The following is an 18,127-nucleotide window of genomic DNA, read 5'->3' as shown; positions in this document are numbered from 1 at the left end:
AGAAGAAAAGCTTTCCGTTTCAACCAACTACTTATGACCACACCCAGTGAGATCTGACCTCCGGCGACCCGGCAGTCTAAACAAATCAGATGCAACCTGTCGGCTGATTATGCGATCGCACACGCACTCAAATCAAGCGTGCCATCCAGTGCCAACTCGATATAGTTACAAGAAAATGCAAAATTGTGTTTGCAAGCTTCTTTAAAATAGAGAATAATTTTTACATTACGCTTCCCCAACTTCAAAAGTTTAACCCCAAACTTTCACAATATTTATGACACCAAATCAATCTGCCCAAAGAGTGAAAATAGGATCTTGTTATCTCGGTAACGATCGTTGCGAATTTACCGTTTGGGCACCCACTCTCAAAGAGGTAGCAGTACAAATTCTATCTTCAGATAGAAGACTTCTGCCCATGCAACAAGATGAACAGGGTTACTGGAAATTAACAGTTGATGGTGTTGCTCCAGGAACGCAATACTATTACAAACTGGAAGGAAATATTGACAGGGCCGATCCAGCTTCGCAGTTTCAACCCGCAGGCGTACATGGGCCTTCTGAAATTGTCGATCGCAACACATTTACCTGGACCGATAATAATTGGTCTGGCGTTCCTTTGGAGGAGATGATTATATATGAATTGCACGTCGGTACTTTCACAGCAGAAGGCACCTTTGAGTCAATGATTCCGCAGCTAAAAGATCTGCGGGAGTTGGGGATAAATGCGATCGAAATTATGCCAGTGGCCCAATTTCCAGGCGATCGCAACTGGGGATACGATGGCGTCTTTCCCTTTGCCGTACAGGACTCCTACGGTGGCCCCGAAGGATTCAAAAAACTCGTTGATGCGTGTCACGAACACGGCATCTCAGTAATTCTCGATGTCGTCTTCAACCACATTGGCCCCGAAGGAAATTACTTCGCAGACTTTGGCCCCTACTTCACGAAAAAATATAGCGGTGATTGGGGCGACGCCATGAACTTTGACAGTCAATACAGCGATGGCGTGCGTAATTATTTCATTGAAAATGCCCTCTACTGGTTTGAGGATTATCATATAGATGGCCTGCGATTGGATGCCATCCAAGCTATTTTGGAATTTGGTGCCAGACCCTTCTTGCGGGAACTTGCAGACGCAGTTGCCACAGTTTCTAAAGAACTAGGTCGCAAACTTTATCTAATAGCCGAAAGCGATTTAAACGATGTCCGCACCATTCGCTCAAAAGAAATAGGTGGTTATGGAATAGATGCCCAATGGAACGACGATTTCCATCACTCCCTACACACCCTACTCACAGGTGAAAACGACAGATATTACCAAGATTTCGGCAAAATAGAACAGCTAGAAAAATCATACCGCGAAGGCTTTGTTTATTCCGGGCAATACGCCCCCCACAGAAAACGTCGTCACGGTAGTTCTTCCGTCGAAGAACCTGGATATCAATTTGTTGTCTTCTCCCAAACTCACGACCAAATAGGCAATCGCGTCCTAGCAGAAAGACTATCGAAACTTGTCTCTTTTGAAGGTTTGAAATTGGCCGCAGGTGCTATCTTCCTTTCCGCCTTTGTTCCCTTCATTTTTATGGGTGAAGAGTACGGTGAAGAAGTACCTTTCTTCTACTTCGTCAGTCATTCAGACGAACCATTGATTGAAGCCATACGCAAAAGCAAACAAGAAGAATTTAAAGCATTTGCAGGACGAGGCGAAATGCAAGATCCCCAGAGTCCTGATACATTCAATAAGTGTAAACTTAACTGGGAAAATCGAAAAGAAGGCAAACACAAAATTCTGTGGGAACTGCATCAGAAACTAATTAAGATGCGTCAAACAATACCCGCCCTCAAAAAGCTCGATAAGAAGAGTTTAGAAGTGTCCAGTGTCGAAGATGAAAAACTTTTGTTTATCCGTCGTTGGAGTGATGACAGCCAGATATTTGCCATTCTAAACTTCAACAACAAAGAGGTCAATTTTACCGCTGCACCTCCATCCGGCAACTGGCAAAAGGTTTTGGACTCTTCCGATAGCAAGTGGATGGGACATGGTTCTCAATTGCCTGACAATTTGGAATCGGGACAGGAATTGACTGTGAAACCTCAAAGTTTCGTGGTGTACGAAGTCAAATGATTGTGGGGTGGGCATTGCCCACCTTTTGCTGTGTACTAATGGGAATTGCCCACCTTTAAACACAAAAAATTACTTAGGAGCGATCGTTTATCATGCGGATTCCTACAGCAACTTACCGGATTCAATTTCATGCCGGGTTTAAGTTTGAAGCAGCCAAGCAAATCGTTGCTTATCTTTCTGAATTAGGAATTACCGATCTTTACGCTTCACCTATCTTTAAAGCTAGAAAAGGAAGCACTCACGGTTATGACGTTGTAGACTCGAACGTGCTGAATCCCGAACTGGGAACGCCCGAAGAATTTGCAGCACTCAGAAGCGAACTCCAAGCCAAAAACATGGGATGGGTGCAAGATATTGTTCCCAACCACATGGCTTACGATAGCGAAAATCTTCTGCTTATGGACGTGCTAGAAAATGGGCAAGATTCAGACTATTTTGACTACTTCGATATTAACTGGGAACACCATTATGAAAATCTCAAAGGGCGAGTGCTTGCTCCGCTAATGGGAAGCTTTTATGGAGAGGCTCTGGAAAATGGCGAAATTCAACTTAGCTATGACGAAAGTGGGCTGAGCGTTAATTACTACAGTTCTAAATTGCCCGTCAGAATAGAATCTTATGCCAAGTTTATTACTCATAACTTGGGACACCTAGCAAGGGAACTGGGGGGTAAACAGCATCCAGATTTTGTCAAATTTTTGGGTATTCTTTACCTGATCAAAAACGTTCCTTCAGAAACAAAAGGCAAGGAACGCTATGACCAGATCGCCTTTGTTAAAGGACTTGTGTGGGAACTTTACATAAATAATCCGGCTGTCAAAGATTTCATCGATAAAAACATCGAATTCTTCAATGGAGAAAAGGGAAATCCAGAAAGTTTTAATTCCCTAGATAGTTTGCTGTCAGAACAGTTCTATCGCCTCTCGTTCTGGAAAGTGGGTGCGGAAGAAATTAACTACAGGAGATTTTTTACCGTCAACGAACTCATTTCTGTAAAAGTAGAAGAAATCAAGGTTTTTCACAAAAACCACGCTCTGATATTCCAGATGGTTGAAGAGGGAAAATTTACTGGATTGAGAATCGACCATATTGATGGACTTTACGATCCTACAGAATATCTGACACGACTCAGAGAGAAAACAGGAGATACTTACATTTCCGTTGAAAAGATCCTAGAACAGAAAGAAAACCTGCCCGAATACTGGCCGATTCAAGGAACGAGCGGTTATGACTATTTGATCTATGTAAACGGCATATTCTGCCAACGGGAGAATGAGGAAAAATTTAGTGAAATCTACTCCAGATTCACAAGATTGAATGCTCCATACGAACAACTGTTTTATGATAAGAAAAGGCTAATTGTCGAGAGAAATTTAGCGGGAGATGTAGACAATCTGGCTCAACTTCTGAAAACAGTATCGGGTCAATCCCGACATGGAAATGACTTTACACGCTTTGGTTTGCAAAAAGCGCTTTCTGAAGTGTTGGCACTCTTCCCGGTTTATCGAACTTATATCAATCAGGAGGGTTTGAGGGAATCCGATCGCTTCTATATCAAGGAAGTGATGGAAAAAGCCAAACAGCAAGTACCTCCGCTTGTGAAGGAACTTAATTTTATCGAAAAGTTACTTCTGCTTGAAGAAGAGGAAAACTTAACAACAGAACAAAAGGAACTGCGGCGTCACTTCGTGATGAAGCTGCAACAAATGACTAGCCCATTGATGGCAAAAGGGATTGAAGATACGCTTTTTTATGTGTATAACCGACTTATATCTCTGAATGAAGTTGGTGGCAATCCCGGTGAATTTGGCATCTCAATTGCTGACTTTCACGAGTTCAATCAAAAGCAGCAAGAAATTTGGCCTCATAAAATGAATGCGACGGCAACTCACGATACTAAACGAGGCGAAGATGTCCGAGCAAGAATTAATGTGATTTCCGAAATTCCCGAAGAGTGGGAAAAACAGGTGAAAGCATGGAGCGAAATCAATAAATCCAAGAAAAAGAAACTGAAAAATCGGATGGTTCCCGATGTTAATGATGAATACTTTTTCTATCAAACGCTGGTGGGAACTTATCCTTTTGAGGATATTAAGGACACTGACTTTAATGAGCGGATGAAGAACTTTGTCATTAAAGCTGTTCGGGAAGCTAAGGTTCATACGGCATGGTTAAGACCGGATTCTGATTACGAAGACGCTTACATGGCTTTTGTCGATGCTGTTCTGGAAGATGAGCAATTTATCAAGGAAATGCTTCCTTTCCAAAAGATGGTTGCTCAGTATGGAATTTTCAACTCTCTATCCCAAACTTTACTTAAAGCTACTGCTTCTGGTGTACCCGATGTTTATCAGGGAACTGAATTCTGGGATCTGAGTCATGTCGATCCGGATAATCGCCGTCCGGTTGATTTCGATTTGCGGATATCGGTTTTACGGGATATTAAAGAGAAGGCTCAGAAGGATATTCCGAATCTGATTGGTGAGTTACTTTCGACGCGGGAAGATGCCCGAATTAAGCTGTTTTTGAGCAACAGAGTTCTGGAGGCGAGAAAGGAGAATCGGGAACTTTTCCAAGCAGGAGATTACTTGCCGCTGGAGGTGACTGGGAAGTTTAAGGATAATGTTGTTGCTTTTGCGAGAAAATATGGGGATAAGGTTGCGATCGCGCTCACTCCCCTCTTTTTAACCAGCGTTGTCCAACCAGGGGAAGATCCGTTGGGAGAGGCGGTATGGAATGATACCCGAATCGAACTGCCGCCGGGAATGCCGTCTGTCTGGAAAGATGCGATCGCTGCACAAACGATTCAAGCTAATGGCAAAGTGCTAATTGGAGAAGCATTTAGACATTTTCCTGTCGCTTTGCTGATTAACTAAAGTTGCTAGTTACTTGCACTCTAGGTACGTTGTTGCGCTATAGCGCTCTTATCCAAGTTGGTATAAGAGCGCTATAGCGCAACAACGTACCTAAGATCGTTAATTTCAGCGAAAAAGATATTCCTTTTAAACCTCCTACTCCTAGCGGTAGTTGGAACAAAGTTCTCGACTCTGCCGATGACAAGTGGATGGGTTCTGGTTCTAAATTGCCAGAAAAATTGACAGGGGAGGAAGAATTGACAATGGCGTCACAGAGTTTCGCTCTATTCAGTTTGTAGTCAATAGTAGGGTGCGTTAGCGACAGCGTAACGCACCATCTAGTTCGATTAAGGTAGGGTGGGCAATGCCCACCGTAATTCTACCAAGCTATATATTTTCCGGTAATATTACGCCTCTATTGCGTTTGAGCGTACATTAATCCACAGAACCCCAAAACCAGTTGCCTGTAGCACCGGGTTCCTTTTCAGTTAAAAATTCTCTCTTAGCAGAAACAAACTCTTGTTTAGTTAGGATGCCGTCTTGATTGATATCAAGCTTCGAGAAGACAAAAGCTGATTTCTCCGCATCCATGTCAAACACGCTGAAGAACAGACGATGCTCTTGTTGCGATATATGACCATCACTGTCTAAATCAACAATGTCAAACAAAATCTCTATTAAAGGGTCGTTGAAATCTGGGTTTGAAATCGCTTTCTCTATGCCCTGACAAAACTCTTCCGGGCTTACCTTGCCATCTCCATCCAAATCTGCTTTAGACCAAAAATTCTCCCAAATATAGAGCCACTTAGACAACACATCTTTGTGAATCTCGGAACCAGGCTCTGCGCTACGGAGCTTGGCGAACCTCTCAGCAAAAATCTCAGCATCTTCCTTCCCAATAAAACCTGAATTATCGGCATCCAGACAGCGAAAGTGATGCAGTAACTTTTTTCTATGGTACTCGCTTAACAATGTTTTCTCCTTGCTATGGTCGAATATAAGTACCATACTACAGGATTTCAACCTATTACGCGAATAATGCCTATACGATCCACAAAACACAAAATTTATGTACTTTTATCAAGTATTTTTTCCACGTTGAGATAGATGCAAAGCCAAATTATAACCCACATTCCGCACCCTGTACTGTCACATTCGGTTTTTTCGGAATTTAGAGCGCGTATTTTGTAATTTTTAGCACATTTAAATACCGAAATTCTTCTACCCAGTCACCAGTCACCAGTCCCCAAAAATTCGTGGTGTGACAGTTGAGGGTGCGGAATGTAGGTTATAGTATTTACTAATTTATTTTAAGTAAAAAAGGTGGGCATTGCCCACCCTAGTGTTGAGGAAGCTGGGCATTGCCCACCCTACTTCTACCAAGCCCAGACATCGCGCCATTTAACCATGCCTTCACTGGCTACAAACCAGCGACGACCGACGACATTTTCTCGCAACGGCGATTGCCCTTCGCGCAACATCGCGTACTTATAAGTAACCAGCCTTCCGGCGCTTTCTTCAAAGGGAATTTCGGCAAACCAGGTGTTTTCATTGATGTATTCCAGTTCGTAACCCTTAGAGATATCCCAGTTGCCTAATTCCGGGCAATCTCCGATTATGATAATCCTTTCACCAGGCTGAGTATTGACGCCATTGAGTTGCGCCCGCACTATAGTTTGCCCTTTAACTCTCTCTCCAACGTGACTGATAATAACCACTTCCCGCGAGCCTAGTTCCAAGTTATGCAAATATCCATCTTTAACTTCCAACTTGCGTCGCGATAAAACATCGGTATGCTCTCCATCGGGTAAATCTGTATGAACCGCCTCAATCGTAACAGCATTGCCCCGATTCATCGCCACAAAACAGCGGTTATCGCGGTAACGCCGCACATAACAATAAACATTGGGAGTCAGGTATTTGTGCCAGTGGCTTCCTAGAGAAACTGCTGGATTGAGTCGGCGCAAACCTGATAGCAACCGAATATCTCGATAAACAGGTGTCTCGGTGTCCCAATTTTCCATCTTCGGGCGGTTGTAAGGATCGTTGCCGCCATTTGTATCGTCGTGGAGATACTGTTCTGTGCCGTAATAAATGCAGGGAATACCGCGAGTTGTCATAATCAAATCGATCGCCAACCGCAGCATTTCTGGGTCTGGATTCAACGACTGGAACCGGGGCATATCGTGGTTATCAATAAACGTAATTAGCTCGTTTGCCCCGTTGTAGCGAGAATCCATGCTCAGAACATCTTGAATCAGTTGAAATCCCCCTTCTGCTCCTTGACCCAAAGCTGCTCGAAGCGCTACGCAAAGACCAAAGTCTAGGATTGTCATCCCAGAGCAATTGGCAAATTCAAGCGATTGCTCATTTCTGGGGTCGCTATAAATCCACTCCCCAAAGATAAAAATATCGGGTTTGTAGGTTTGGATATCAGCATTAAACTCCTGCCAAAACCAAATAGGCATATGCTTAACGGTATCCACCCGCAAAGCATCAACGCCTCGGTCTAGCCATTGTTTAATCGCTGATTTGATGTAGTCTCGGTAGTCTGAATTATTTTCGTTGAAGGTTGCCAAACCAGACAATTCGCAGTTTTGTACCTGCCACTCGTCTTCCCAGTTACTTACTTCACCATAGTGGTGATACCAGCCATTTTTATCATTGTTGAAATCGGCAATTTTTACACCGTCGTCATAAAGTACGCCTTTGTTGCCGCTGAAATCTGGATTGCTGTGGTTACACACTATATCCAGAATAAATTTCATTTTACGTTTGTGTAACTCGGCAATCAGCCTGTCAAAAACGGTGTCTCTGGTATCTTGGGTTTTGTTTAGAGAAGGGTTTTCACCCTCTTTAATAAAACGAGGATTAATGCGCTTAAAGTCTTTAATCCAGTAGCCATGAATTGCGGCACTGTTAATAAACAATGCTTCCACTTGCTCGAATAGGGGAGTGAGCCAAATTGCTGTGACTCCCAAGTTCTTTAAGTAGTCGAGTTTGTCAATAATTCCCTGTAAGTCTCCACCCCAATATTTACCCCAATCTTTTCCCTCTGGGTCGTAAAGTTCTGGGTTTGGCCCTTCGCTGTTGTCGGGATCGCCGTCATGGAAGCGATCGACAACGATGAAATAAATCGTTTCTTGACGAAATTCTATGTCTCTGGTATAAAGAAACTCTAAATCTATATCAATTTCTGGTTTAGGTTCCGATACCAGGGTTTCAACTTGTTTGTAACTATCAGCCACTTCATATTGAGATGACGAAGCTTGGGAAGGAGGGGTAGATACCATAAGATTCCTTTATCTTGCTGTAGAAGGTATTTTTCGTCCGAAGAGAGCGAAAGTGCATTATTCGTGCGAGTATTACTGATTGGGTCTGCAATTTTCTACTGTCTTAGGGTAGATATTGCGGGGCTATAACTACCCTAAGACTAATGGTGAGGAGGGACGGGAAGCGGGGGCGAAAAGGCCGATCGTTCGGCTCTTTCGGAGTTCCTATGCTTTTGTTCACCTAAGAACATTTTTATTTCTTTTCTCCTCTCCCACTCTCCCCCTCTACTCTAAAATTTGCCGGATGCGTCGCTCTAGGCGATCGAGATCTAAACCGCCTTCGTCGCGATTAATGCGGCGCACTGTCGCATTAATGTTAGCCAAATCTACTAATAAATCTTGCAGGATTTCTTGCTGCTGACGAGACTGGGTAACTTCACGCGGTTCTTGCACCAAGTCGCGCACAATACTATCTTCAGCCCGCGAGGCAACCAGGGGGTTGGTTTGTCCTTCCACATGAACGAATGTGCGTCGTCCTGGGCCGCGTTCTGACTCGATCGGAACTACAGCGGTTACTTGATCCGATCGCACATATTTACCGTATCCTAAATGTACTAAAACCGATGATTGTACTTTCATTTTATTTAGCAATTATCTGGTGACTTATCTCTATTTTAACGTTATTTAGAATGACTGTGGAGCTATATTAGTAGCGGTTTTCACTCTATTTTATATCGGCTTTGCCCTTGTCAAAATTTGCCACAAAGTTCCTATTTCATCGGTGTTATAAACTCAGGGTTTTGTCGGCTTTGTATGGTTACTCGCCAGCCAGATCTGCGTTACAACTGTCGCAGCATCGCAGTCAATCGGTTTCTTATAAAATTAGCTAGGATGTCAGACGTTGCATTAAGACATTCCTGAACTGATATGCCCATAAAAAAATCGATTTGGGTGGCATTGCCGATTATAATTGTGGCAGTTGTAATGATTCAGCTGCACAACCAGTTTAGCAATACTGGCGATCGCACTCACCCCACGCAAGGGACTGGTGACTGGGGACTGGGAACTTCAGTAAACCAGAAAACAGCTAACAACAAGACTGAGAACAAGGTTGTAGCACAAACGCCGCAAACTGTTGTTGCGCCACCTTTGAGCGCCAAACGGCTATTGGCACACATCAAAGCTTTAGCTAGAGAGCGTTATACTGAAGCCGATCGCACTCGCACCAGAAACTACATTACCCAAGTTTTGAAAGCTTCGGGATGGTCGCCAACGCTGCAATCTTTCCAGGGTGGTGTTAACGTAGTGGCACAGCGATCGGGCCGCAACCCAGAAGCTGGAACCATTCTACTAGCAGCTCACTACGATACGGTTAAAGGCTCTCCTGGGGCTGACGACAATGCCAGCGGTGTAGCTACCGTTTTAGAGGTTGCCCGCGTTTTGGGGAAACGTCAGACACCACGGACGTTGCAGGTGGCATTTTTCGACTTGGAAGAAAAGGGACTGATCGGCAGTTTGGCATTTACCAACAATGCAGCAAATTTAACTGACTTGCAGGGTGCGATCGTTCTCGATATGGTAGGCTTTGCTTGTCACACACCTGGATGTCAGCGTTACCCCCAAGGTTTACCGATAACTCCACCCAGCGACAAAGGAGACTTTCTGGCGGTACTTGGCGATGCGGAACATTTACCCCTACTCAACAGTTTCCGCCAGTCTAACCAACCGGAGTTGCCACCCGTACTAATGTTACCCATACCTTTAAAAGGTTTGGGGATGCTTGATGTGCTGCGTAGCGACCACGCGCCTTTCTGGTATCGGGGCATAGGTGCGGTGTTCGTTACCGATACTGCCAATTTTCGATCGCCTCACTATCATCGATCGAGCGATACACTTGAAACTATCGATCGCAAATTTTTCCTCGGCTCTGCAACTATTGTAGCCAACGCCACCGCTACATTATTAGAAAGTCGGGAAAACTTGGCAACTGCGCGTTTATCCAGATCGTACTAGATCGAGGTAAAAAAAATGACCGACCAGGCTACGGAAATATTAGCTGCAAACGCAGCTTTTTATCGAGCTTTTGAAAAAAAAGATCTGGAAGCGATGAGTTCCGTTTGGTCGCAGGGAACTGTTAGCATTTGCATTCATCCCGGACGCAAAGCACTCAAAGGATGGAAAGACATTCGCTCCTCTTGGGAGGCAATATTTAGAAATACTCAATACCTAGAAATTGAAACAGATATTGTGACAACGGAGGTTCGCAACAATATTGCTTATGTTATCCTGATCGAGAATATTTTACAAGTAAGCGATCGCAGAAAAGCCCAAGCACAATCAATGGCGACAAATATCTTTGAGTTTATAGGTGGAAAGTGGTATTTAATCCATCACCACGGTAGTCCTTTGATGCGTTGATAGCCTCAAACTGCTAATGCTTCCGCTACTCGCACAGCTGTCCTCAACTGATGCCAACGGTTTTTCAATGTATCCCAAATTCGATCGGCCATCTCTACTGGATAAGGGAATTTCAACATATCGTACTGTATAATATCTCTCAGCCTCTCCCATTCCCCGAAAATTTGGCAATTGTGAATTAGCCTTTCGACTGCCTTTTGCCAACGCTCGAAAATCCGATAGCTGAAAAAGGAACAGCACACTTTTCCGTTTATGTTCCAGTACGACACGCAGACTTGATGCTTCAGACAGCGTACCTTTTTCACTTCCTTTACGGGAATACCGAAGTCTTTGAGTGCTAGAGCCGCCTCACTTTTGGATATGTACCATTCGATCGGGTTGATTTTCCCGGTAGCAATCAGGCTTTGGCTTTTGAGACGGCGTTGACTCTTGCGGTACATGATGCTCTCCCTTTTCCTTCTGGCCTTTATCTTTATCTGCTAGTACGAATATTTATATTCTACGCTATAGCGTAATAATAGTCAAGACTTGTGACATAGAATGTAATGGATCGACTTAAGTTTTAGATGACCCTATATTGATTAAAGTTAAAACTGGGAGCAGGCGAAGAGTGGAACAAGGTTCAGGTCGTTATCGATTCAACCGTGAGGGAATCCTGCGTGTTGGAGATATTCTTCACGATGCCAGAGAAACCAAGCGCTGGAGTCTCCAAGACTTGCAGAATTATTGCGGACTTCCACCAAGCACATCCAGTGACATTGAAAATGGGTGTGTAACAAAAATTCACGCCGATACGCTGGAAACCTTGCGGGTAGCCCTACAACCCCAAAATCCCCACACAGGTAGAACTTATACACTAGGGGAATTGTATGAATTAATGCTGGTTAAGGAAGAAATAATCACCGCCGTCAAAGGAAAAAGATAGAAAATTGGTATTGTCTGGTAAATGGCCAAGTGCGATCGCACTTGGCCACGTTAAAAATATCTTGTATACAGTATGCTGTATAACGTAAATGTCTCATTGATCTAAAATGAATAAATAAGTTAAATAACCCTACTTTGATTTAGTTAGAGACTGTGGCCAAGAGTCAAGTGAGGCAAAGTTCAGGTCGGTATCGATTCAACTCACAGGGAGTCCTGCGTGTGGGAGATATTCTGCTTGACACTCCCCAGCCCTAAAGGGACGGGGATTCTTGCTTCAATGAGCAATCTTGCTTAAACGCTGTTTCCAGATTTAAGTAGAGGATCATCTCTCCACAAGCGTTAATTTCGGTATGCCCTACCGTATTTGAAACATAACCAAGCAATCTTAATGCCTTAATTAAAATATTAATTGCGGCATTTTCATCCCTATCTAAAACGACCCCACATTTACAAACGTGGGTGCGAATAGATAGGGATTTTTTCACAACTTCTCCACAACCAGAACAATTCTGGCTCGTGAAATGAGTCGGAACGGCTACAACAATCTTGCCAAACTTAAGCGCAAAATACTGCAGCCACTCCCTAAATTGTGACCAAGCGGCATCACTAATTGATTTAGCTAAACAATGATTTCTCACCATGTTTCGCACCTTTAAGTCCTCCACCGCCACGATGTCATTAGACATCACTACGCCGGAAAGCTAATTTCACAGCAAAATCTTTACGCTGGCGTGATACTTTTAAGTGCGTTCTACCTAAATGGTTAATAGCTTTCTTTCTATTATTTGAGCCTTTAACCTTTTGAGAAACTTGACGTTGTGCTTTCTTTAATTTCTTCTCCGACTTTCTTAGAAATCGTGGGTTGTCAACCTTCTCACCTTGGCTATCAGTATAGAAATGGTTCAATCCCACATCTATACCAATTGCTCTACCCGTAGGTTGTAAAGTCTGTTTAACTTCTACTTGGATACAGAATTGACAATAATAGCCATCGGCTTTTTTAACCAGTCTTACTCGTTGAATTTGTTCAACTTGGTAAAAGTGTAGGTCGTAAGTGCCGACGAGTTTAACACTACCAATCCCTTTTTTATCAGTAAAAGTTATCCTCTTCCTGTCCTCAGAAAGCTTCCATCCTGACTTTTTATATTCCACAGAACGTTGATTCTTCTTGAATCTAGGGAATCCTTTTTTACCTGCAATCTTCTTTTTGCAGTTCTCAAAGAATCTATTAATCCCTGACCAACAACGTTCGGCAGAAGATTGTCTAGCCGTCGAATTAAGTTCATTCGCAAAGGGAAATTCTTTAGCTAATACCGCCGTATAAGCACGGTTGTCATATTTGTTTATGCCTTTATTATCCATCCAGAAACGCAAACATTTGTTTCTGATGAATTGCGATGTGCGGATCGCATCATCAACGGCTTGATATTGCTGTTCTTTTCCTTTGAGTTTGAACTCGTAGACTATCATGTTTCGACCTTTGTTGCCTATCCTTAATCTGACATGAACAGCGTAAAATTAATAGTTTAGTAACAAAATGTAATATTTGACTGCGGTTAAAACCGCGAATCGCTTGCATCCCCACGTCTAAAGCCGGGGGCTAAAGCTCGTTTTTCGGTCAAAGGCAAAAGATAAAAATTGGCAAATATAGCTAGGGGCTAGGGGCTAAAATCAAGGGTTTCAGGAATTAAGAACGTCCTAACTGACTCATCGGTTGCTATACTTGCATGGCATCTTAGCGCCAAAACGGTTTTGAGAATCTAAAATTTTAAATTTGAAATCTGCAATCTAAAATCTAAAATCCGATAAAATGTCTCAGACATTGGCAACAGGCACAACGATCGCAGCTCTAGCCACAGCAATTGTCCCCCAACAGGGCAGCGTGGGCATTGTGCGCGTGTCAGGTTCAGAAGCGATCGACATTGCCAAAACCCTCTTCCACGCGCCAGGGCGTCAACCCTGGGAAACTCACCGCATACTCTATGGCTATATCCGCCATCCCCAGACGCAACAGCTAGTCGATGAAGCGCTGTTGCTGATCATGAAAGCCCCGCGTTCCTACACCCGCGAAGATGTGATAGAGTTCCACTGTCACGGCGGCATCATGGCCGTGCAGCAGGTATTGCAACTGTGTATAGAACAGGGTGCTAGACTGGCACAACCGGGAGAATTTACCCTGCGAGCCTTCTTAAACGGGCGTCTAGATTTAACTCAGGCAGAAAGTATAGCCGATTTGGTGGGTGCTAAATCGCCCCAAGCGGCACAATTAGCCTTAGCTGGATTACAGGGGAAATTGCGCCAACCAATTCGGCAGTTGCGTGTCACCTGTTTGGATATATTGGCAGAAATTGAAGCCAGAATTGACTTTGAGGAAGATTTGCCGCCACTGGATGAGAAAGTGGTGAAAGCGCAAATTGAGCAAGTTTTGGCAGAAGTAACTCGCATTTTAGCAACTGCCGACAAGGGAGAACTGCTGCGTACCGGGTTGAAAGTGGCAATCGTCGGGCGTCCGAACGTGGGAAAATCGAGTTTGCTGAATGCTTGGAGTAGGAGCGATCGCGCGATCGTCACCGACCTTCCCGGCACCACCCGCGACGTTGTAGAATCGACCCTGGTGGTGGGCGGAATCCCCGTGCAAGTACTTGATACAGCAGGGATTCGGGAAACCGTGGATGTAGTGGAAAAGATCGGCGTAGAGCGATCGCGCAATGTCGCCCATAATGCCGATCTAGTATTACTTACCATAGACGCCCAAGCTGGTTGGACGCCAGATGATGAGGAAATCTATACACAAGTCAAACATCGTCCTGTTATTTTAGTCATCAACAAAATCGATTTATTAGAACAAGATAAATTGAAACTTCTTCAATCCCAAATCCCAAATCCCAAATCCCAAATCCTCACAGTAGCCGCCCGCAATCAGGGGATTGAAGATTTAGAAACTGCTATCCTAGAAGCCGTTCATGCAGGCAACCTCCAAGCAGCAGATTTAGATTTAGCAATTAATCAACGTCAATCAGCAGCACTGACACAAGCAAAAATATCATTACAACAAGTGCAAAAAACAATTGATGACCAATTCCCCTTAGATTTCTGGACAATTGACCTTCGCGGTGCTATTCAAGCACTAGGAGAAATCACTGGCGAAGAAGTTACAGAATCAGTACTTGACCGAATTTTCAGCCGTTTTTGTATTGGGAAATAGAGCAGTACTAATAAGGATATAGCAACCGACGAAAGTTGGTTAGGACAACTCCAACTCTTACCTTTGGTTCTTCCATCCCTTACTCCGCAACCCTCTTAAGCTAACACGCATCTAATTCGGATATTTCTAATCCGGCAATCAAACCTTCAATTCCTCTCCCACTCCCCCACTCCCCCACTCTCCCACTCCCGCTAAACATACAAATTAAATGCGTAGCAGCTTACCTCTTACCTCTTACCTCTTCCCTAGTCCCTAGCCCCTAGCCCCTAGCCCCTAGCTATAGCTCTTACTGTCCTGCCACGAAGACTTGTTTTGCCGCCAGTCGCAGGTCTGGAAAGATTGAGGAAACAACCAAATCGCCACTTCGGAATAATTGTTTTTGATACTCATCCTCGACCAAAGTACAAATTGTAATGGTTGGCTGTTTAGGTTTGCCAATATATTCTCTCCCACCAATACCAAGATAATCCACAATCCAATATTCAGGCAAACCTAACATGGCATAGTCCTCGACCTTTCGGGCATAATCGTTTTGCCAGTTTGTGCTGACAACTTCTACCACAAGTTTGATTGAAGCCCCCAAAGTAATCACGGGTTCTTGTTGCCACAACGGTTCATTTACTAATCGAGTTTTATCTAAAACAATCACATCAGGACGAAAAGCAGTTTCCGCCCCTAAAAGTTTGATGAGACATCGGTGTGGGATAAAGTAAGCCATATCCTCGCGGTCAATCTCCACATTTAGCTTTCGCCCAATAAAGGCTGCTACTTGTTCGTGGGGTCCAGTCGGTTCCATGTCAATTAACTCCCCATCAATTAACTCATAGCGAGAGTTATTGCCATAATGCGTAATAAACTCATCGACAGTTATAAGTTTCGGTGGTGATTGAACTATCATGTTTGCTGCTCATGATTCTACATTCAAGTTTATTTCTTGCCTCTACCCGCGTAAGAGTTGTTTCACCGTCCCAAGTAACTCTTGAGGGTGAAAAGGCTTAGCGATATAGGCATCTGCACCTTGTTTCATCCCCCAATAGCGATCGAACTCTTCCTTCTTAGCCGAACACATTACCACAGCTAGATTCTGGGTTTTGGAGTCAGACTTGATCTTGCGGCAAACTTCGTAGCCGTTCATACGCGGCATAATAATGTCCAGAACGACTAGATCGGGACAATTCGCCTGAATTTGTTCCATTGCTTCGACACCATCACAAGCCACTGTAACTTTCAGCCCAATTTTTTTCAGGAGAGTTGAGATCATCTCCCGTTGCGTTAGACTGTCTTCCACAACCAGAACTTTGCTCATAATTCGCTACTTGGTTACTCAGTTCCAATCATAAAGAGCAAGGCGTAGTCTATCGAGAGTCTAATAACTCTTTGGTTAAATAGAACTTACCCACTTCCCCTGGTTTTATTATCGCATTTTCCAAAATTTACGCAAAATTGCTGTTGACATACTCAGATGGCTTGGCTAGCTAGCTATAGTTACTCCTTTCGGGCCAGAAGATTATCTATGATTATTTTTCCCCTCTTACCCCCTCCCCTCTGCTGCTTCATACATATTCTTTGAGCGGGAAAATCAGTTTTGCGATCGCGGACGCCCCAAAGTAGTGATATACAGAACGGCTTCATCAGCGGGGATGCCCAAAACTTCATTCACTTGCTCATCAAAAAAACCACCAATGCCGCTAACGCCCAAATTGAGGCCGATCGCAGCTAAATTCAGCCTTTGGCCCAAATGACCGGCATCCATGTGAAGATAACGATAGACGCGATCGCCATACTTCGCCACAGACGTTTTCAAATCAGCCGTGTGGAACAGCACCGCCCCCGCATCGCGCCCCAGTTCCTGTCCCAAGCACAGGTAATGCAACTCCTGCCGGAAGTTTTTAAAGCGAATCTGTCGTAATTCTTGGGCTACTGGTGCGTAATAATAGCAGCCATCCTCCAACCCATCCACCCCAGACACAGCGATAAATGTCTCGATTAAACTCAAATCGAAATAATCTGGAGAACCATCCAAATCCTGGTCGATATAGTGCAAAGGTTGGTATGTAAAATCAAGTAAAGCTTTCAGTTCATCCAAACTCAGATTTGCACCGCTATAAGCACGAGTGGAACGACGCCTGAGAATCGTGTCCTCAAGTCCTTCCAGGTTTTCTCCCCAATGGATCGGCGCCGTAGCAGTAGAAACTTTCAGACAGAAGGGAAAATTGTACTTATCCTCCAGCGATGTTTCCGCAGCAATGTCGATCTTCTTTGGCGGCTTCGACAACTCGATCTGCGTAGCGCGATGGAAATATCCCAGCAGTTCCCCATCCCGTAAGAAAGGATAATTTGTCTGAGTCTCAGAAGGCAACACCGTTGAAGCTAGGGGTAAATTTTGCTTCAGATCCAGCAAGTCTGCCAAGGGAATCACTGCAATAGTCCCTTCTTGCTCAGAATCCAAGTAAAGCAAGCGATCGACAGCCTCATCCGCAAATCCCCCCATCAAATGAGAGCGATAGTCATTCATAGCGCAGGCTAACTCAATATTACCCAGTAGATGACCCGTATCGAGATAAATCCGCCGATAAGCTCGGTCTTGATAGCGCCAGTACGATCGATAGAAAATCGCTGTAGTCACGATCGCCATCTGAGTGCTATCTAAAACTGGGTGCCAGAAACAAGCATCTTGCAGACCCTTCCAAACCTCATTTTCCCAAAAATGAATCAGCGAATGAGTCTTGGGCTGGTAATTATACAATCCCGGCGGCAGTAGCGGTGTGCCGCGAGAAATCAAATACACCTCAGCCGGATACAATCCACCAGCAGAAGGCGCAGCCCTCAGATACATCGCATCTCCCATCATCGTCGGCATTTTCGCCGTCAAACCGTAACTGCAAAACAGCAACCGAGACAGACGCCGCCACCACGCCGCCGCTTCCTCTCCCGCAAACCCTTCTGAATCTTCTTTCAGATAGGGTTTGAGGTCAAAGGAAGTGCCAATTTTGTATTCCTTGAATGGCACCGGCTGACGCGACCAATCCAACCCCTGACTCTTGCTAGCTATAGTCTGGGGGTCATATTTAGTTCGCTCGTGGTAATGCTGAGCTAGAGAGTCTTTCACTTCTGCCATACAAGTTATAGGACGCTTCTATTTTGCTTCGATCTTAGCTTGACCTGCTCCACTAATCTAGGACTTACAGCCCCCAAATATGGGGCTAGGGGGCAAAACCGTGACTGTGTTTGTACTAAAACCGAAGCACGGCGGGTGTGGTCAAAACCCGTTGGTGATGTAGGGGACAAGGGGGACAAGGGGGACAAGGAGGACAAGGGGGACAAGGGG

The 18,127-nt window shown here is 44.3% G+C and carries 13 protein-coding genes and 1 pseudogene; 6 read left to right on the top strand and 8 right to left on the bottom strand.

Annotated features, from left to right (window positions below):
* The first annotated feature begins 301 nt into the window (after positions 1–301).
* Together treZ and treY are read left to right on the top strand one after the other, a co-directional pair.
* Complete coding sequence (treZ, locus tag LAY57_RS16960) at positions 302–2,125, top strand: malto-oligosyltrehalose trehalohydrolase (RefSeq protein ID WP_249068017.1); 1,824 nt, start codon at positions 302–304, stop codon at positions 2,123–2,125.
* Positions 2,126–2,217: 92 nt separating this feature from the next.
* Entirely contained in the window at positions 2,218–5,001 is a 2,784-nt protein-coding gene (treY, locus tag LAY57_RS16955; RefSeq protein WP_249067965.1) for a malto-oligosyltrehalose synthase, read from the top strand.
* Between the two features lie 414 nt (positions 5,002–5,415).
* Here treY and LAY57_RS16950 read toward each other — a convergent pair whose 3' ends face one another.
* The 3 genes from LAY57_RS16950 to LAY57_RS16940 all read right to left on the bottom strand — a co-directional run bounded on the left by LAY57_RS16950 (position 5,416) and on the right by LAY57_RS16940 (position 8,891).
* Entirely contained in the window at positions 5,416–5,988 is a 573-nt protein-coding gene (locus LAY57_RS16950) for an EF-hand domain-containing protein (RefSeq protein ID WP_249067964.1), read from the bottom strand.
* 368 nt (positions 5,989–6,356) lie between these two features.
* Positions 6,357–8,273 carry an alpha-amylase family glycosyl hydrolase gene (locus LAY57_RS16945; protein ID WP_249067963.1) on the bottom strand — a complete coding sequence of 639 codons (1,917 nt, stop codon included), beginning with the start codon at positions 8,271–8,273 and terminating at the stop codon, positions 6,357–6,359.
* A gap of 264 nt (positions 8,274–8,537) precedes the next feature.
* Positions 8,538–8,891: a hypothetical protein gene (locus LAY57_RS16940; RefSeq protein ID WP_249067962.1), complete on the bottom strand. Its 354-nt coding sequence runs from the start codon at positions 8,889–8,891 to the stop codon at positions 8,538–8,540.
* A 288-nt stretch (positions 8,892–9,179) separates the two neighbouring features.
* Between LAY57_RS16940 and LAY57_RS16935 the strand changes: the two genes are divergently transcribed.
* On the top strand, positions 9,180–10,265 hold the full coding sequence (locus tag LAY57_RS16935; RefSeq protein ID WP_249067961.1) for a M28 family peptidase: 1,086 nt from the start codon (positions 9,180–9,182) through the stop codon (positions 10,263–10,265).
* 15 nt (positions 10,266–10,280) lie between these two features.
* Positions 10,281–10,670 (top strand): nuclear transport factor 2 family protein, encoded by a 390-nt coding sequence (locus tag LAY57_RS16930; protein WP_249067960.1) that lies wholly within the window; start codon positions 10,281–10,283, stop codon positions 10,668–10,670.
* Between the two features lie 5 nt (positions 10,671–10,675).
* On the opposite strand, the gene LAY57_RS16925 is transcribed toward LAY57_RS16930, so the two are convergent.
* A complete protein-coding gene (locus LAY57_RS16925; RefSeq protein ID WP_249067959.1) occupies positions 10,676–11,110 on the bottom strand; it encodes a hypothetical protein in 435 nt (144 codons plus the stop codon).
* Between the two features lie 170 nt (positions 11,111–11,280).
* Between LAY57_RS16925 and LAY57_RS16920 the strand changes: the two genes are divergently transcribed.
* Positions 11,281–11,595, top strand: a complete 315-nt coding sequence (locus LAY57_RS16920; RefSeq protein WP_249067958.1) for a helix-turn-helix domain-containing protein — start codon at positions 11,281–11,283, stop codon at positions 11,593–11,595.
* Positions 11,596–11,845: 250 nt separating this feature from the next.
* On the opposite strand, the pseudogene LAY57_RS16915 reads toward LAY57_RS16920, so the two are convergent.
* Positions 11,846–13,064, bottom strand: a pseudogene (locus tag LAY57_RS16915) (RNA-guided endonuclease InsQ/TnpB family protein).
* Between the two features lie 340 nt (positions 13,065–13,404).
* Here LAY57_RS16915 and mnmE point away from each other — a divergent pair.
* Entirely contained in the window at positions 13,405–14,799 is a 1,395-nt protein-coding gene (mnmE, locus tag LAY57_RS16910; RefSeq protein WP_249067957.1) for a tRNA uridine-5-carboxymethylaminomethyl(34) synthesis GTPase MnmE, read from the top strand.
* 286 nt (positions 14,800–15,085) lie between these two features.
* On the opposite strand, the gene LAY57_RS16905 is transcribed toward mnmE, so the two are convergent.
* The 3 genes from LAY57_RS16905 to LAY57_RS16895 all read right to left on the bottom strand — a co-directional run bounded on the left by LAY57_RS16905 (position 15,086) and on the right by LAY57_RS16895 (position 17,917).
* Entirely contained in the window at positions 15,086–15,694 is a 609-nt protein-coding gene (locus tag LAY57_RS16905; RefSeq protein ID WP_249068016.1) for a Uma2 family endonuclease, read from the bottom strand.
* A 45-nt stretch (positions 15,695–15,739) separates the two neighbouring features.
* Positions 15,740–16,105 carry a response regulator transcription factor gene (locus LAY57_RS16900; protein WP_249067956.1) on the bottom strand — a complete coding sequence of 122 codons (366 nt, stop codon included), beginning with the start codon at positions 16,103–16,105 and terminating at the stop codon, positions 15,740–15,742.
* Positions 16,106–16,378: 273 nt separating this feature from the next.
* Complete coding sequence (locus LAY57_RS16895; protein WP_249067955.1) at positions 16,379–17,917, bottom strand: SagB/ThcOx family dehydrogenase; 1,539 nt, start codon at positions 17,915–17,917, stop codon at positions 16,379–16,381.
* Positions 17,918–18,127: the final 210 nt, after the last annotated feature.

The organism is Argonema antarcticum A004/B2, from assembly GCF_023333585.1.
Taxonomy (GTDB): Bacteria; Cyanobacteriota; Cyanobacteriia; order Cyanobacteriales; family Aerosakkonemataceae; genus Argonema; species Argonema antarcticum.
Note: the sequence above shows the minus strand (reverse complement) of the source record. Positions and strands in the feature narration are given on the sequence as shown.

Coding starts and splice junctions, on each gene's coding strand:
- treY (WP_249067965.1), top strand. CDS start 2,218: ATGCGGATTCCTACAGCAACTTACCGGATTCAATTTCATGCCGGGTTT.
- LAY57_RS16950 (WP_249067964.1), bottom strand. CDS start 5,988: ATGGTACTTATATTCGACCATAGCAAGGAGAAAACATTGTTAAGCGAG.
- LAY57_RS16945 (WP_249067963.1), bottom strand. CDS start 8,273: ATGGTATCTACCCCTCCTTCCCAAGCTTCGTCATCTCAATATGAAGTG.
- LAY57_RS16940 (WP_249067962.1), bottom strand. CDS start 8,891: ATGAAAGTACAATCATCGGTTTTAGTACATTTAGGATACGGTAAATAT.
- LAY57_RS16935 (WP_249067961.1), top strand. CDS start 9,180: ATGCCCATAAAAAAATCGATTTGGGTGGCATTGCCGATTATAATTGTG.
- LAY57_RS16930 (WP_249067960.1), top strand. CDS start 10,281: ATGACCGACCAGGCTACGGAAATATTAGCTGCAAACGCAGCTTTTTAT.
- LAY57_RS16925 (WP_249067959.1), bottom strand. CDS start 11,110: ATGTACCGCAAGAGTCAACGCCGTCTCAAAAGCCAAAGCCTGATTGCT.
- mnmE (WP_249067957.1), top strand. CDS start 13,405: ATGTCTCAGACATTGGCAACAGGCACAACGATCGCAGCTCTAGCCACA.
- LAY57_RS16900 (WP_249067956.1), bottom strand. CDS start 16,105: ATGAGCAAAGTTCTGGTTGTGGAAGACAGTCTAACGCAACGGGAGATG.
- LAY57_RS16895 (WP_249067955.1), bottom strand. CDS start 17,917: ATGGCAGAAGTGAAAGACTCTCTAGCTCAGCATTACCACGAGCGAACT.